This is a genomic window from Janibacter sp. UYMM211 (assembly GCF_040547045.1).
GTDB classification, from domain to species: Bacteria; Actinomycetota; Actinomycetes; order Actinomycetales; family Dermatophilaceae; genus Marihabitans; species Marihabitans melonis.
The window spans coordinates 680,744-695,285 of the sequence record NZ_JBEPOY010000002.1 but is presented as its reverse complement, the minus strand read 5'-3'; the positions used below and the strand labels follow the sequence as shown (position 1 = coordinate 695,285).

Genomic DNA, 14,542 nt, shown 5'->3' with positions numbered 1-14,542 from the left:
GTGACCTTTTGGTCACCTAATCTCGACGCATGGCCGATGACGACCTCGTCTTCCGAGCGCTGGCGGATCCCACCCGCCGGCTGCTCCTCGACGCGCTGCACGAGCGCGGCGGGCAGACGCAGTCCGAGCTGGAGCAGGTCGTGCAGGGCCAGGTGGAGATGACGAGGTTCGGGGTGGCCAAGCACCTGCGGCTGCTCGAGGAGGCGGGTCTCGTCGTCACGCGCAAGGAGGGACGGAGCAAGCACCACTTCCTCAACGCCGTCCCGATCCAGACGATCCACGAGCGCTGGATCGGCAAGTACACGGCGGCGCGGGCCTCCGCGCTGCTCGACCTCAAGAGAGCCCTGGAGGACCAACCATGAGCCAGACCCAGATGTACCGCATCTTCATCGACGCCACCCCGGAGCGGGTGTGGCAGGCGATCACGACCCCCGAGATGAGCCGCATGTACGGCTACACGGGGGACGTCTCCTACGACCTGCGGCCCGGCGGCGACTTCCGCCACCACGCGAGCGAGCAGATGCTCGAGATGGGCATGCCGGAGGTCGTCGTCACCGGCGAGGTCCTCGAGAGCGACCCGCCGCGCCGGCTCGTGCAGACCTGGGCACCGGTGTGGATCCCCGAGGAGCCCGCGGGCACGCTCACCTGGGACATCGAGGTCACCGCCGACGGCGCGACCCGCCTCACCCTCACCCACGACGTCACCGATCGGCCGCAGACCGCCGAGCAGGTGGCCGGCAACCCCGACCCGTCCGGTCTGGGCGGCGGCGGCTGGCCGTGGGTGCTCTCGGGCATCAAGACCGTCCTCGAGCGGGGCGAGCCGATGGAGCGCGGCGTCTGGGAGCGCCAGGCCTCCGCCTCCTGACCCGCTCCCTCTCCCCCTTCGCCTCCTCCCCCTTCGCCGAGGTATGGAGATCGGTCGTGACGTGGCCCACCACCCTGACCGATCGCCATACCTCGGCGAGGGACGAAGGGGGTCGAGGGGCGAGGGGGGTCAGCCGGTGAACTCGCGGACCGGCAGCCCGCGGACCCCGGGCGAGACCCGGAAGAGCGAGCCGGCGAGCGGGTCGTCGCCCTCCTCGAGCCCCTCGCGCGAGGTCGTGACGTACAGCTCGTCGAGCGCGGGTCCGCCGAAGGTGCACGCCGTCACCTGCCGCGCGTCGACCTCGACGACCTCGTCGAGCCGGCCCGCCCGGTCGTAGCGGTGCACGACGCCCTGGTCGAAGATCGCGGTCCACACCCCGCCCTCGGCGTCGACGGTCAGGCCGTCGGGGTGCCCGCCGTCGCCGACCTGCACGAAGGGGCGCCGACCGGTGAGCCCGCTCTCGCGGTCGTAGTCGAAGACGTCGACCCGCCCGGTCTGCGTGTCGTTGTAGTAGGCCAGCGCGCCGTCGGGGCTCCACTCGAGCCCGTTGGAGATCGTCACGCCCGTCAGCTGCACGCTCGTCGACCCGTCGGGGTCGAGGCGGTACAGGCTCGCGGCCCCCTCGCCCTGGTCGTAGGCCATCGAGCCGCACCAGAAGCGGCCGTCGGGGTCGCATCCCCCTTCGTTCATCCGCACCGGTCCGGACCACAGGTCGCGAAGGGGGGTCACCGTCCCGTCCGCGTCCTCGAGGGCGAAGCCGCGCTCGAGCGCCAGGACGGCGCCGCCGCGGGTGCGCGGGCGCAGGGCCGCGACGACGGTGCCGACATGGCGACGGGCGACCGAGCCGTCGGGCGCCAGGCTGAGCACGTCGCCGGCGACCATGTCGACCCAGCGCAGGCCGCCCCACCGGGGCGACCACACCGGGCCCTCTGCGTGATGGGCGACGGGGTCGGTGATCTGCTCGGCCTGCATGCCGGCCATCCTGCCGTCAGGCGGAGCCGAGGTTGCGCTGCGGGGCCTCGGCGATATCGGCGAGCCGGCGCAGCGCCAGCGTGCTGCGCACGACGACCGCGCCCTGCCGGGCCAGGCGCGGCACGACCCGACCCGGCCCGTCGACGACGTCCTGGCGGATCGTCACCGTGCACGACGGCCCGTCGTCCGGCTCGACCTCGACCCTGACGCGGGTCGGCCCGGCGGCTCCCTGCGCGCCGAGGACGAGGTGGCGTCCGTCCTCGGCCTCGTGCACCCGGGCGCCGGGGAGCCACTGCTGGAGACGGGCGGGGTCGGCGAGGACCTCCCACACCCTGTCGGCCGGTGCGGCCACGGTGCGCCGGACCGGCAGCGAGCCAGGCGGGTCCTCCACCTCGGGCGGGACGTCGCGCGGCTCGAGCACGTTGCCCGCCGTCGGCTCGACGCCCCGGCCGGCCTGCTGGGCCACGCGTGAGGCGAGGGGCCCGACGGCCGCGTCGTAGAGCCACGGCAGGAGCCGCGAGCCCAGGACGATGACGTGGTTGGTCCAGGTGAGGTCGACCTCGCGCCTGGGTCGTTCGAGGCAGGCCATCACCGCGTCGGCGGCCTTGTCCGGACCGGCGACCGGCTCGGGCGGGCGGCCGTGGCGGCCCGAGAAGGTGCCCGAGCTGCGGTAGATCGGGGTGTCGACCCCGCCGGGCGAGACGAGCGAGATCTCGACGTCCGGATCGCCCCGGTGCTCGACCTGCAGGGTGCGCACGAGCCCGTGCAGACCCCACTTCGCCGTGACGTAGGACGACATCTCGGGCACGACGACCTTGCCGAGGACGGACCCGACGACGACGAAGCGACCGCCGCCGCTGCTGCGGAAGATCCGCAGCGCCTCGCGGAAGACACGTGAGGTGCCGAGCAGCGTCGTGTCGATCGCGGCCTCGAAGATCTCCGCCGGCACGTCCTCGAAGCGCCCGTAGGTGAGCACCCCGGCGCTGTGCACGACGGCGTCGAGGCGGCCCAGGCTCGCCGCGGTCTCGAAGGCCGACCGCACCGCATCGGCGTCGCGGACGTCGGCGGGCACGACCATGGCGGAGCCGCCGACCCGCTCGCACGCGGCCCGGGCCCGCTCGAGCGCTGGCACGCCGCGGCCGACGAGGACGACGACGTGGCCCTGGGCCGCGAGCCGCTCGGCGACGGACAGGCCGATGCCGCTGCCCGCGCCGGTGACGAGAGCCACCCGGGCGGTCACGACCGGCCCCCCGTCGTGAGCACGCGCGACCAGGCGGTGCGCACCACCGCCCGGTGCACGGCCCCGAGCCGGCCGTGGGCGGACAGCGCAGCACGAGCGGCGTTCGAGCCGCACGTCCCGTGCACCCCGCCGCCGGGGTGGGCCGACGCGCTCGCGAGGTAGAGACCGGGGACCGGGGTCTCCGAGCGACCCAGACCCGGGGTGGGGCGCATGAAGAGCTGCTGGTGCAGCGCCGAGGTGCCGCCGTTGACCGAGCCCCCGACGAGGTTGGGGTCCCAGTGCTCGAGGTCGCTCGGCGACTGGACGTGCTCGCCGACGACGTGACCGGCGAAGCCCGGGGCGACCTGCTCGACCGCCTGGCGCATGCGCTCGACGTGCTCGTCGACGACCGCCGGGTCGTGCGTGCCGACGGGCAGGTGGGTGTAGGCCCAGGCCGACTCGGTCCCCTCGGGCGACCGGGTGGGGTCGGCGGTCGTCATCTGCCCGAAGAGCAGGAAGGGGCGGCGCGGGACCCGGCGCAGGGCGAGGTCCTTCGAGACCTCGAGCAGGCCGTCCTCGTCGACGCCGAGGTGCACCGTGCCGGCGCCGGCGAGCCCCGGGGCGGCCCACGGCACCGGCGCGTCGAGCGCCCAGTTGACCTTGAGCGTGCCGGCGTCGAGCTCGAAGCGCTCGAGGTCGGCGAGCAGGCGGTCGGGCACGACGTCCGGGTCGAGCATCTCGCGGTAGAGGTGGGGCGCCCCGACGTCGGCGAGCACGGCGCGACGCGCCCGCACCATGCTGCCGTCGCGCAGCCGCACGCCGCTCGACCGGCCGTGCTCGACGAGCACGGTCTCGACGGTGCTGCCGGTACGGATCTCGACGCCGCGGGCCGTCGCCCGCCGGGCCATCGACATCGCGAGCTCGCCCGCACCGCCGCGGGGGACCGGGAAGCCGACGTCCTGGCCGAGCATCGCGAGCAGCCACCCGAAGAAGCCGCTGCCCGCGCCGTCCGGCGGCAGGTCGCTGTGCATGGCGTTGCCGGTGAGCAGCACCCGGCTGCCCTCGCCGGTGAAGGACTCCTCGCCGAGCCGGCGCACCGGCACGGTGCCCAGACGGGCCAGCTCGACCAGACCGGCGGCCCGCTGCTGACGCGCGAGACGCAGGCCCGCTCGCACCGGCGGGAAGGGGGTGAAGAGCGCGTCGAGGAGGGGGTCGCGCACGGAGCGCCAGTGCTCGACCATCCGCAACCACGCGGCGCCGTCGCCCGGCGCATCGGCCTCGAGACCGGCGGCAGTCGCCTCGGCGTCGCGCTCGATGACGGCGGCCCGGCCGTCGGGCAGGGCGTGGCCGACGACGGACGGGGCGTCCACCCACTCGAGGCCGTGCTCCTCGAGGTGCAGCCCGGTGACGACCGGGCTCGCCGCGGCGAGCGGGTAGAAGGCGCTGAAGAGGTCCGAGACGAAGCCCGGCGCAGCCACCTCGGCGCTGCGCACCGCTCCCCCGACCTCGTCGGCGCCCTCGAGGAGGACGACGTCCCAGCCGGCGTCGGCGAGGAGGTTGGCGGCGACGAGCCCGTTGGGCCCACCGCCGATGACGACGGCGTCGGCTACGGCTGAGGTCATCGCTGCGCTTCTGTCATGCGGCGACGCTAACAACGCACATGCGCCCCGGGGCCGTGAGCGCCTCCCCCCGAAGGGAGGCAGTCAGGCCCCGGGGGCGGCTGCTACAGCCGGGTCACCTTGATGCGCACCGTCTCTCCCTCGGAGAGGGTCGTCTCGACGACGCCGTCACCGGCGGGCAGCGCCTCGAGCTGGGGCGCGGCGCCGAACTGGGCGGCGAGCGTCTCCTCGACGACGAGGCCCTGGTGGGCCAGGGTCGCCTCCCACAGCCGCTGGCTGCCGGTGACGGTGAGGCTGATCCGGTCCGAGACCTCGAGCCCGGCGCGCTTGCGCGCGTCCTGCACGGCGCGCACGACGTCGCGGGCCAGGCCCTCGGCGGCGAGCTCCTCGGTGACCTCGGTGTCGAGGACGACGAAGCCGCCCCCGGGCAGCATCGCCGTCGCGCGGCTGCTCGAGCCGTCGTCGGCGACGACCGACTCGAGGGTGTACTCCCCCTCGACGAGGGCGAGCCCGCCGGAGGTGACGGTGCCGTCCTCGGCCACCGACCAGTCGCCCGTCTTGCTGCCCTTGATCGCGTGCTGCACCTCGCGGCCCAGGCGAGGCCCGGCGGCGCGCGCGTTGACCGTGAGGCGCTGGGTCACCCCGAAGCCGTCGGCCGCGGGGTCGTCGAGGTCGAGCAGGCTGACCTGGCGCACGTTGACCTCGTCGGCGACGATCGCGCCGAAGGGGGCGAGCGCGGCCGCGCCCGGGACGACGACCGTGAGGTCGCGCAGCGGCAGACGGGTGCGCAGCTTGTTGGACTTGCGCAGCGAGGACGCGGTCGAGCAGACCTGGCGAGCCGTGTCCATGGCGACGACGAGCGCGTGGTCCTCGGGCAGGTCCGCGGCGTCCGGGTAATCGGCGAGGTGCACCGAGCGCCCGCCGGTCAGGCCCCGCCAGATCTCCTCGGTCGTCAGCGGCAGCAGCGGCGCCGCGACCCGGCACAGGACCTCGAGGGTCGTGTGCAACGTGTCGAAGGCGGCCTGCGCGTCGCTCGTCTCCTCGCCCGTCGCCCAGAAGCGCTCGCGCGAGCGCCGGATATACCAGTTCGTCAGCACGTCGGTGAAGCCGCGCACGGCGTCGCACGACCCGGCGATGTCGTAGGCGTCCATCCGCTCGCGGACGTCGACGACGAGCTCGCGCAGCTTCGCCAGCAGGTAGCGGTCGAGCGGGTCGGTCGACGCCGTGGACCAGCGCGCCTCGTACCCGCCGGGCATCGCGTTGGCGTAGAGACTGAAGAAGTACCAGCTGCTCCACAGCGGCAGGAGGACCTGGCGGACCCCTTCGCGGATGCCCTCCTCGGTGACGACGAGGTTGCCGCCGCGCAGGATCGGGCTGCTCATGAGGAACCAGCGCATCGCGTCGGCGCCGTCGCGGTCGAAGACCTCGCGGACGTCGGGGTAGTTCCGGAGACTCTTGCTCATCTTCGCGCCGTCGTTGCCCAGGACGATGCCGTGGCTGATGCAGCTCGAGAAGGCCGGCCGGTCGAAGAGCGCGGTCGCGAGCACGTGCAGGGTGTAGAACCAGCCGCGCGTCTGCCCGATGTACTCGACGATGAAGTCGCCCGGGAAGTGCTCCTCGAACCACTCGCGCTGCTCGAAGGGGTAGTGCACCTGCGCGTAGCTCATCGACCCGGAGTCGAACCACACGTCGAGGACGTCCTCGACGCGGCGCATCGTCGAGCGGCCCGTCGGGTCGTCGGGGTTGGGCCGGGTGAGGTCGTCGACCCACGGGCGGTGCAGGTCGGGCTCGCCGGCCTCGTTGCGCGGCAGCCGGCCGAAGTCGCGCTCGATCTCCTCGAAGGAGCCGTAGACGTCCAGGCGCGGGTAGGTCGGGTCGTCGGACTTCCACACCGGCACCGGGGAGCCCCAGAAGCGGTTGCGGGTGATCGACCAGTCGCGGGCGTTCTCGAGCCACTTGCCGAACTGCCCGTGCTTGACGTGCTCGGGCGTCCAGGTGATCTGCTCGTTGTTGGCGAGCATCCGCTCCTTGATCGCCGTGACCTCGACGAACCACGACTCGACGCCCTTGTAGATGAGCGGCTGACGGCAGCGCCAGCAGTGCGGGTAGGAGTGCTCGTAGGTCTCGCGGCGCAGCAGCACCGTGCCGGGGGTGACCCCGCCGCTCGCCTCGCCGCGCGTCGTCGCGCGCAGCGCGTCGATGATCGGGCCGTTGGCGTCGAAGACCTGCAGGCCCTCGTAGTCGGCGACCGGCGCGGTGAAGCGACCGTCCTTGGCGACCGGCATGACGGCGGCGATGCCCTCGCGGTCGGTGACCTCCTTGTCGACCTCGCCGAAGGCGCCGGCGGTGTGCACCAGGCCCGAGCCGTCGGTCGTCGTCACGGCGTCGTCGGCGGCGACGACGCGGAAGGCCCGCTCGTGCCCGAGGTAGTAGGCGAAGGGGGGCGTGTAGGTCCGCCCGAGCAGCTCGGCCCCGGTGTAGCGGCCGAGCACGGTCGGCTCCTCGCCGAGCTCGCGGGCGTAGTGGCCCAGGCGGGCCTCGGCGAGGACGAACTTGCCGGTCTCGTCGGTCCCGGGCACCGGGGCCTCGACGACGACGTAGTCGATGCCCGACCCGACCATGACCGCGAGGTGGCTCGGCAGGGTCCACGGGGTCGTCGTCCACACGAGCAGCCGGGCGCCGTCGAGCACCGGGTCCTCGCCCGTGGTGCCCATCGTCAGGCCGACGGTGACGGCGGGGTCCTGGCGCTGCTGGTAGACGTCGTCGTCCATCCGCAGCTCGTGGTTCGACAGCGGGGTCTCGTCCTGCCAGCAGTACGGCAGGACGCGGAAGCCCTCGTAGACCAGGCCCTTGTCGTGCAGGCTCTTGAAGGCCCACATGACCGACTCCATGAAGTCGGGGTTCATCGTCTTGTAGTCGTCGTCGAAGTCGACCCAGCGGGCCTGGCGGGTGACGTAGTCGCGCCACTCCCCCGTGTAGCGCATGACCGACTCGCGGCACGCGTCGTTGAAGCGCTCGATGCCGAGCTCGCGGATCTCGTCGGTCGTCTTCAGGCCGAGCTGACGCATCGCCTCGAGCTCGGCGGGCAGCCCGTGGGTGTCCCAGCCGAAGCGCCGCTCGACCCGCTTGCCGAGCATCGTCTGGTAGCGCGGGACGACGTCCTTGACGTAACCGGTGAGCAGGTGGCCGTAGTGCGGCAGGCCGTTGGCGAAGGGGGGCCCGTCGTAGAAGACGAACTCGTCGGCGCGCGTCGTGGAGGCGCGCTGCTCGACGGAGGCGCGGAAGGTGTCGTCGCCCTCCCAGTAGGCGAGCACGCCCTCCTCGATCGCGGGGAAGGAGGGGCTCGCGGGCACGCCGAGGGCGGCGCCGGGGTGGGTGGAGGCCTTGGGGTAGGTCATCGGCTGTGGCTCCAGCGGGTCGTCGCGGTCGTCGTCGACGAGGACGACGTCGCCTCGACCTGTCGGTCTCGGCGGCACCGCGGTACCACCTCGCTTGCCGTCATCACCCCTTCGCGGGCGAAGGGGGTGCTGCCGACCGCTCATGAGGGCTGTGACGGGCCCACCCGTCCGGTTCTAGTGAGGAGCGACACCTCGGGCGAAGGGGTCGCGTCCCGTTCTTCCGGACAGCTCGCCGCTGATGACGGCTCAGACGCTACGAGCAGTGTAGGGGGCACCGCCGCGACCGGCGTACCCTGATGGTGCTCGCCCCGTCGCCGGGGCGGGACGCGCAGCCCCAGGGGAAGCCGGTGAGATCCCGGCACTGTCCCGCAGCCGTGACGGCACGTCGTGCCGAAGTCGGAACGCCTGGCCTGCGCGGGCTCAGCACACCACCCGTCGCGGACCACGGGTCGAGCCCGTCATCTCGGTGCCGGGTGCAGACCAGCTCGCCACCCGACCGAGAGAGACCACCGTGCCCCTCACGTCACGCCGTCCCCCCTTCGCCACCCTGCTCACCGGCTCCGCCCTCGCCGGGGCCGCCACCCTGGCGCTCGCCCCCGCCGCGCAGGCCGCCGAGCAGCCGAGCGCCACGACCTCCGCGGCCTATCTCGCCGCCCAGCTCGAGGCGAACGACGACCGCCTGAGCGTCAGCTACGGCGACCAGTCCTACGACGACCCCGGCGTGACGATCGACGCGATCCTCGCGATGCAGGCCACGGGCACCGCCGGCGAGCAGTCGCAGGCCTCGACCGACTACGTCCTCGGCGCGGCGGGCACCTACACCGGCAGCGCCGGTGACGAGCTCTACGTCGGCGCGACCGGCAAGCTGCTGACGCTCACCGCCTCGCGCGGCCTCGGCGGCACGGTCGGCGGCACCGACTACCTGGGCGCGCTGCAGGCCCGCGAGCAGGCCAGCGGGCAGTTCACCGACGACTCGCAGTACGGCGACTACTCCAACACCCTCGGGCAGTCCTTCTCGATCATCGGGCTCGAGCGCCACGGCGTCGACGTCTCCGACGAGGCCGTGGACTTCCTGCTCACCCGGCAGTGCGCCGACGGCGGCTTCGCCCTCGAGAACGCCGGCGCGTGCACCTCGGACCCGGACGCGACCTCGGTCGCGGTCCAGGCCCTCTCGGGCGCCGGCGGCCAGGACGCGGCGATCACCGAGGCGGTCGACTACCTCCAGGCCCGTCAGGGCGGCGACGGCGGGGTCGGCGGCGGCACCTCGACGAGCGAGGAGAACTCCAACTCCACCGGTCTGGCCGCGGTGGCCTTCCGGCTCGCCGGTCGCACCGACGCGCTGACCTCCGCGCGCGGCTTCCTCGACTCCGTGCGCCTGGGCTGCGAGTCCCCGGACGTCGCCGGCGCCCTGGCCTACACCCCGGCCGACGCCGCGGCCGCCGATGCCTCGACGCAGCCGAGCGACCAGCTCAACCGCTCGACCGCCCAGGCCCTGCTCGGCAGCACCGACGTCTCCTACCTCGACGTGACCTCCGACGGCGCGGCCGCCGCTCCCGTCGCGCTGGACTGCGCCGACGAGCCCACCCCGGGCGACCCGAGCACGACCGACCCGAGCGACGAGCCGTCGACGAGCACGACGACGGTCACCGCGACCGCACGCCCGACGACCCCCGGCCAGGAGCCCACCCGACCCGAGGTCGTCCAGACCGACGACGCCCGTGACGGCGGCCTCGGCGCCGCCGGCTGGGTCGGCGCCGGGCTGCTCGCCCTCGTCGGTGCCGGTGCCCTCATGGGCTCGCGCCGCCGCGGGGCGCACCGCTGAGGCCCGGGACCACGATGTCGACGACCACCCGCCTGCTCGCCCGCGGCGCTGCCGCGACGTTGCTCGTCGCCCCGGCGCTCGCGGTGAGCGCCGCTCCGGGGCAGGCCGCGGCCTGCCAGGGCACCTCCGGCGTCACGGTCGTCGTGCAGTACTCGGGCGGCGTCGACGTGCGCTGCGCCCCGGGCGACCCGACCTCCGGGGCCGACGCCCTGAAGAGGGCGGGCTTCACCATCACCGACGTCCAGACCCAGCCCGGCTTCGTGTGCCGGATCAGCGGGCAGCCGAGCAGCGACCCGTGCGTGCGCACGCCCCCGGGCAGCGCCTCGTGGTCCTTCTGGCGGGCCGAGGCCGGCGGGTCGTGGGCCTACAGCAGCTACGGCGCGTACAGCCCGCAGAGCGACCCGGCGCCCGGCAGCTACCAGGGCTGGCGCTTCGGTGCCGGGTCGGCGCCGGCGTGGTCGGTGCCCGCGGCTGCCCCGGCGCCCACCCCGAGCGCGGCGCCCTCGTCGAGCGGGGGCGTGGGTGGCGGGTCCAGCGGCTCGGGATCGGGCGGTTCGGGCTCGGGCTCGGGCGGCTCGGGCTCCGGCTCGAGCACCCAGGGCTCCGGTGGCTCGGGCTCCGGCTCGGGCGATGAGGGCTCCGGTGGCTCGGGCGGGGCGACCGGCAGCAGCGCGCCCGCGCCGGGCTCGACTCCCTCCGCCCCTGCACCTGGGGCGACCACCGACGGCTCCGGCGCGGCGCCAGGGGCGACCTCGACCCCCTCCGCGTCCTCGAGCGGCCGCGCGAGCGCCACTGCCGGGTCGATCCGATCGGGCTCGACCCGCGCGCGCACCCCGTCGGCGTCCCGCACCAGCTCCTCGGGCTCGGCCGGCGCGACGGCCGGCGCCCCCCAGGACGTGCTGCCGACGAGCACCCCGGTGCGCGAGGAGGACGGCTCCTCCGCGCTGCCGGCGCTCGCCGGTCTCGGGCTCGTCGCCCTCCTCGGCGCGGGCGCGGTCGTCGCCGCCCGTCGTCGCCGCGCGTGACCCCACCCCTCCCCCGGGCGGTGCATCCCGGGGCCTGGTGGCTGTGGGCCATCGCGCTCGCGGTCGGCGTCTCGGCGACGACGAACCCGCTGCTGCTGCTCCTCGCGATCTCGGTCGTCACCTTCGTCGTCGTGTCGCGCCGTCCGAGCACCCCGTGGGCCCGGGCCTTCCGTCTCTACGTCTGGCTCGGGGTCCTCGTCGTCGTCCTGCGCCTCGTCCTGCACGTCCTGCTCGGCCTCAAGTGGGGCGAGACGGTGCTGCTCGAGCTGCCGAGCGCGACCCTGCCCTCGTGGGCCGCCGGCATCGACCTGCTGGGCGCCGTCCGACTGGAGGGGCTGCTCGCCGCGGGCGTGGAGGGCCTGCGCCTGGCGACGATGATCCTGTGCGTCGGCGCGGCCAACGCGCTGGCGAACCCCAAGCGGCTGCTCGCGGCGCTGCCCGGCGCGCTCCACGAGATCGGGGCCGCCGTCGTCGTCGCGATCACCGTCGCCCCCCAGCTCGCCGAGTCCGTCCAGCGGGTGCTGCGGGCCCGGCGGCTGCGCGGTGACGCCGGGCGGGGTCTGCGCGCCTTCCGCCGGGTCGCGATGCCGGTCCTGCAGGACACCCTCGACCGCTCCCTCATGCTCGCCTCCGCGATGGACTCGCGCGGCTACGGCCGGCGCGGCGACGTCCCCCTTCGCCGCCGGCGGCTCGTCAGCGGGGTCACCCTCGCGTCCCTCCTCGCGATCTGCCTCGGGGTCTACGGGCTGCTCGACACCCGCAGCCCGGCGTGGATCGGCACGCCGATGCTCGTCGGCGGGATCGGTCTGGGCGCGCTCGGGCTGCGGCTGGGCAGCGCCGCGGTGCACCGCACCGTCTACCGGCCCGACCCGTGGCGGGGCGCGGAGTGGCTCGTCCTCGCGTGCGGCGTCGCCGGGGCCGCCGGGGTGCTCGCCGCCCAGGAGCTCGACCCCCTCGGCCTGTCGCTGCCCCTGCAGCCCCTCGCGGCGCCCGCGCTGCCGTGGACGGCCGCGCTCGGGCTCCTCGTCGCCGCGCTGCCCGGGGTGCTCACCCCGCCCCCGCCGGTCACCCGGGCGAGCGCCGTCCGCCGCGCCTCCGGCGCCCCTGCCCGAGCCGTCGCGACCCCGCAGGAGAGCGCATGAGCACGGGCAGCCACCACGGGCCGGCCGTCGTCCTCGAGCACGTCGGGGTGACCTACGCCGACGCGACGCAGCCGGTGCTGCGCGACGTGGACGTCGAGATCGAGGAGGGCGAGCTCGTCGTCGTCGTCGGTCGGACCGGCTCGGGCAAGAGCACCCTGCTCGGCACGATCAACGGCACGGTCCCCCACTTCACCGGCGGCACCCTCTCGGGGCGGGTCGTCGTCGCCGGGCGTGACACGCGCATCCACCGGCCGCGCGACCTCGCCGACGTCGTCGGTGTCGTCGGGCAGGACCCCCTCGCCGGCTTCGTCACCGACACCGTCGAGGCCGAGCTCGCCTACGGCATGGAGCAGCTCGCGCTGCCGCCCGCGACGATGCGCAAGCGGGTCGAGGAGACCCTCGACGTCCTCGGCATCGCCGACCTGCGCGACGCGCCGCTGCGCGACCTCTCCGGGGGTCAGCAGCAGCGGGTCGCCATCGGAGCCGTCCTCACCTGCCACCCACGCGTCGTCGTCCTCGACGAGCCGACGTCGGCGCTCGACCCGACGGGCGCCGAGGACGTGCTCGCCGCGATCACCCGGCTCGTCCACGACCTCGCGACGACGGTGATCATCGCCGAGCACCGCATCGAGCGGGTGCTCCACCACGCCGACTCCGTCCTCCACGTCGTCGACGGCCGGGTCGAGCACGGGTCGCCCGCGAGCGTCATGCGCACCGCGACCGTGGCGCCGCCGGTCGTCGAGCTCGGCCGCGTCGCCGGGTGGGACCCGCTGCCGCTGTCGGTGCGCGACGCCCGCCGCGCCGCCGTCTCCCTGCGGCGCGAGCTGGCGCCCCGACCGGCCCCGGTCCTGCCGGTCGCCACGGAGCCGGTGCTCGAGGCGAGCGGGGTGAGCGTGCGCTACGACGACCTCGTCGCGGTCCAGGACGTCGACCTCGACCTGCCGCGTGGCAGCGTCACCGCGCTCATGGGCCGCAACGGCAGCGGCAAGTCGACCCTGCTGTGGGCGCTGCAGGGCTCCGGCCCGCGCACCGCGGGGCGGGTGCGCGTCGACGGGGCCGACACGGCAAACCTCGGCGCGGCGCAGCGTCGCGCCCGGGTGGGTCTCGTGCCGCAGACCGCGAGCGACCTGCTCTACCTCGACACCGTCGACGCCGAGCTCGCGCAGGCCGACCGCGAGAGCGACGCCGCGCCCGGCACGGCTCGCGCGCACCTCGACGCCCTCGCCCCGGGGATCCCCGGCGAGCGCCACCCCCGTGACCTCTCCGAGGGTCAGCGCCTCTCGCTGGTGCTCGCGGTGCAGCTCACCGCCGACCCGCCGGTCCTGCTCCTCGACGAGCCGACGCGCGGGCTCGACTACACCGCGAAGGCTGCCCTGCGCGACGCCGTGCGCCGGCTGGCGCGCAGCGGGCGAGCGGTCCTGTGCTCGACCCACGACGTGGAGTTCGTCGCCGAGAGCGCCGACCGGGTGCTGCTCCTCGCCGCCGGCGAGGTCGTCGCCGACGGCCCGACGGCCGACGTCGTCCTGGCCTCCCCCGCCTTCGCCCCCCAGGTCGCGAAGATCACCGCCCCGGCCGGCTACCTCACCGTCGCCGAGGTCCGCGCGCAGCTCCGGGCACCGCGATGAGCACGACGCTCCCGCCGCGCCCGGTCGCCGACGGTCACCGGGTCCGGGCCGTGCAGCTGCGGCCGTGGTCGACCGCCGCGGTCGTCATGTCGAGCGTCGTGGGCCTGCTCGCCTTCGGCTGGCCGCTGCTGATCTCGCCGGAGATGGCGAGCGAGCACAGCGCCGACGCGCCGCTCGTGCTCGCCCTCCTCCTCCCCTTCGTCCTGGCGGTCGTCCTCGCCGAGGTCGCCGAGGGCGGGCTCGACGTCAAGGCCGTCGCGATGCTCGGGGTCCTCTCGGCGGTGGGCGCGATCCTGCGGCCGATGGGCGCGGGCACCGCGGGGGTCGAGACCGTCTTCTTCCTCCTCGTGCTGGCCGGGAGGGTCTTCGGGCCGGGCTTCGGCTTCGTGCTCGGCACGACGACGCTCTTCTCGTCGGCGCTGCTCACGGCCGGCGTCGGCCCGTGGCTGCCCTTCCAGATGCTCGGTGCCGCGTGGGTCGGGCTCGGCGCCGGGCTGCTGCCGCGGGCGAGGGGGCGCGCCGAGATCGCGCTGCTCGCCGGGTACGGCGCGCTCGCCGCGCTGCTCTACGGCGTCGCGCTGAACTTCGCCTTCTGGCCCTTCACCGTCCAGGGCGAGAGCGCGATCACCTTCGTGCCCGGCGCTCCGGCGCTGGAGAACCTCCAGCGCTTCCTCGTCTACTCCGTGTCGACCTCGCTGGGGTGGGACATCGGGCGGGCGCTGACCACCGTGCTCCTCGTCTGCCTCACCGGTCGGGCCGTCCTCGGGGCGCTGCGGCGGGCCTCGCGCAAGGCGGCCTTCGACGCGCAGGGGCGCTTCGAGGGGCCGCAGGACCAGCCCGGCTGACGCCGTGCGT

General features: G+C 74.8%; 11 protein-coding genes and 1 riboswitch. Of the genes, 7 read left to right on the top strand and 4 right to left on the bottom strand.

Translation table 11 applies throughout. The features are described from left to right. Positions 1–29: 29 nt before the first annotated feature. Both ABIB53_RS08420 and ABIB53_RS08415 read left to right on the top strand, forming a co-directional pair. Positions 30–362 carry an ArsR/SmtB family transcription factor gene (locus ABIB53_RS08420; protein WP_068273855.1) on the top strand — a complete coding sequence of 111 codons (333 nt, stop codon included), beginning with the start codon at positions 30–32 and terminating at the stop codon, positions 360–362. Next, on the top strand, positions 359–865 hold the full coding sequence (locus tag ABIB53_RS08415) for an SRPBCC domain-containing protein (RefSeq protein WP_068273853.1): 507 nt from the start codon (positions 359–361) through the stop codon (positions 863–865). Before ABIB53_RS08420 ends, ABIB53_RS08415 begins: the two co-directional genes overlap by 4 nt. Positions 866–994: 129 nt before the next feature. Here ABIB53_RS08415 and ABIB53_RS08410 read toward each other — a convergent pair whose 3' ends face one another. The 4 genes from ABIB53_RS08410 to ileS form a co-directional block, all read right to left on the bottom strand. Next, entirely contained in the window at positions 995–1,837 is an 843-nt protein-coding gene (locus ABIB53_RS08410) for an SMP-30/gluconolactonase/LRE family protein (protein ID WP_354587843.1), read from the bottom strand. 16 nt (positions 1,838–1,853) lie between these two features. Further along, entirely contained in the window at positions 1,854–3,077 is a 1,224-nt protein-coding gene (locus ABIB53_RS08405) for an SDR family NAD(P)-dependent oxidoreductase (protein ID WP_354587842.1), read from the bottom strand. Next, positions 3,074–4,678: a phytoene desaturase family protein gene (locus tag ABIB53_RS08400; protein ID WP_354587841.1), complete on the bottom strand. Its 1,605-nt coding sequence runs from the start codon at positions 4,676–4,678 to the stop codon at positions 3,074–3,076. Before ABIB53_RS08400 ends, ABIB53_RS08405 begins: the two co-directional genes overlap by 4 nt. A 101-nt stretch (positions 4,679–4,779) precedes the next feature. Next, entirely contained in the window at positions 4,780–8,073 is a 3,294-nt protein-coding gene (ileS, locus tag ABIB53_RS08395; protein WP_354587840.1) for an isoleucine--tRNA ligase, read from the bottom strand. A gap of 338 nt (positions 8,074–8,411) precedes the next feature. Beyond that, positions 8,412–8,479: riboswitch (cobalamin riboswitch) on the top strand. A gap of 105 nt (positions 8,480–8,584) precedes the next feature. On the opposite strand from ileS, the gene ABIB53_RS08390 reads away from it, so the two are divergent. The 5 genes from ABIB53_RS08390 to ABIB53_RS08370 are packed head-to-tail and all read left to right on the top strand — an operon-like array spanning position 8,585 to position 14,532. Then, positions 8,585–9,895, top strand: coding sequence for a prenyltransferase/squalene oxidase repeat-containing protein (locus tag ABIB53_RS08390; protein ID WP_354587839.1), 1,311 nt, complete (start codon positions 8,585–8,587; stop codon positions 9,893–9,895). A 14-nt stretch (positions 9,896–9,909) separates the two neighbouring features. Continuing rightward, complete coding sequence (locus ABIB53_RS08385) at positions 9,910–10,920, top strand: hypothetical protein (protein WP_354587838.1); 1,011 nt, start codon at positions 9,910–9,912, stop codon at positions 10,918–10,920. Next, positions 10,917–12,062 (top strand): CbiQ family ECF transporter T component, encoded by a 1,146-nt coding sequence (locus tag ABIB53_RS08380; protein WP_354587837.1) that lies wholly within the window; start codon positions 10,917–10,919, stop codon positions 12,060–12,062. Before ABIB53_RS08385 ends, ABIB53_RS08380 begins: the two co-directional genes overlap by 4 nt. Beyond that, entirely contained in the window at positions 12,059–13,687 is a 1,629-nt protein-coding gene (locus ABIB53_RS08375; protein ID WP_354587836.1) for an ABC transporter ATP-binding protein, read from the top strand. The genes ABIB53_RS08380 and ABIB53_RS08375 overlap by 4 nt, the downstream gene beginning before the upstream one ends. After that, on the top strand, positions 13,684–14,532 hold the full coding sequence (locus ABIB53_RS08370) for an ECF transporter S component (protein WP_354587835.1): 849 nt from the start codon (positions 13,684–13,686) through the stop codon (positions 14,530–14,532). Before ABIB53_RS08375 ends, ABIB53_RS08370 begins: the two co-directional genes overlap by 4 nt. The last annotated feature ends 10 nt before the right edge of the window (positions 14,533–14,542 follow it).

Coding starts and splice junctions, on each gene's coding strand:
- ABIB53_RS08415 (WP_068273853.1), top strand. CDS start 359: ATGAGCCAGACCCAGATGTACCGCATCTTCATCGACGCCACCCCGGAG.
- ABIB53_RS08410 (WP_354587843.1), bottom strand. CDS start 1,837: ATGCAGGCCGAGCAGATCACCGACCCCGTCGCCCATCACGCAGAGGGC.
- ileS (WP_354587840.1), bottom strand. CDS start 8,073: ATGACCTACCCCAAGGCCTCCACCCACCCCGGCGCCGCCCTCGGCGTG.
- ABIB53_RS08420 (WP_068273855.1), top strand. CDS start 30: ATGGCCGATGACGACCTCGTCTTCCGAGCGCTGGCGGATCCCACCCGC.
- ABIB53_RS08375 (WP_354587836.1), top strand. CDS start 12,059: ATGAGCACGGGCAGCCACCACGGGCCGGCCGTCGTCCTCGAGCACGTC.
- ABIB53_RS08400 (WP_354587841.1), bottom strand. CDS start 4,678: ATGACCTCAGCCGTAGCCGACGCCGTCGTCATCGGCGGTGGGCCCAAC.
- ABIB53_RS08370 (WP_354587835.1), top strand. CDS start 13,684: ATGAGCACGACGCTCCCGCCGCGCCCGGTCGCCGACGGTCACCGGGTC.
- ABIB53_RS08385 (WP_354587838.1), top strand. CDS start 9,910: ATGTCGACGACCACCCGCCTGCTCGCCCGCGGCGCTGCCGCGACGTTG.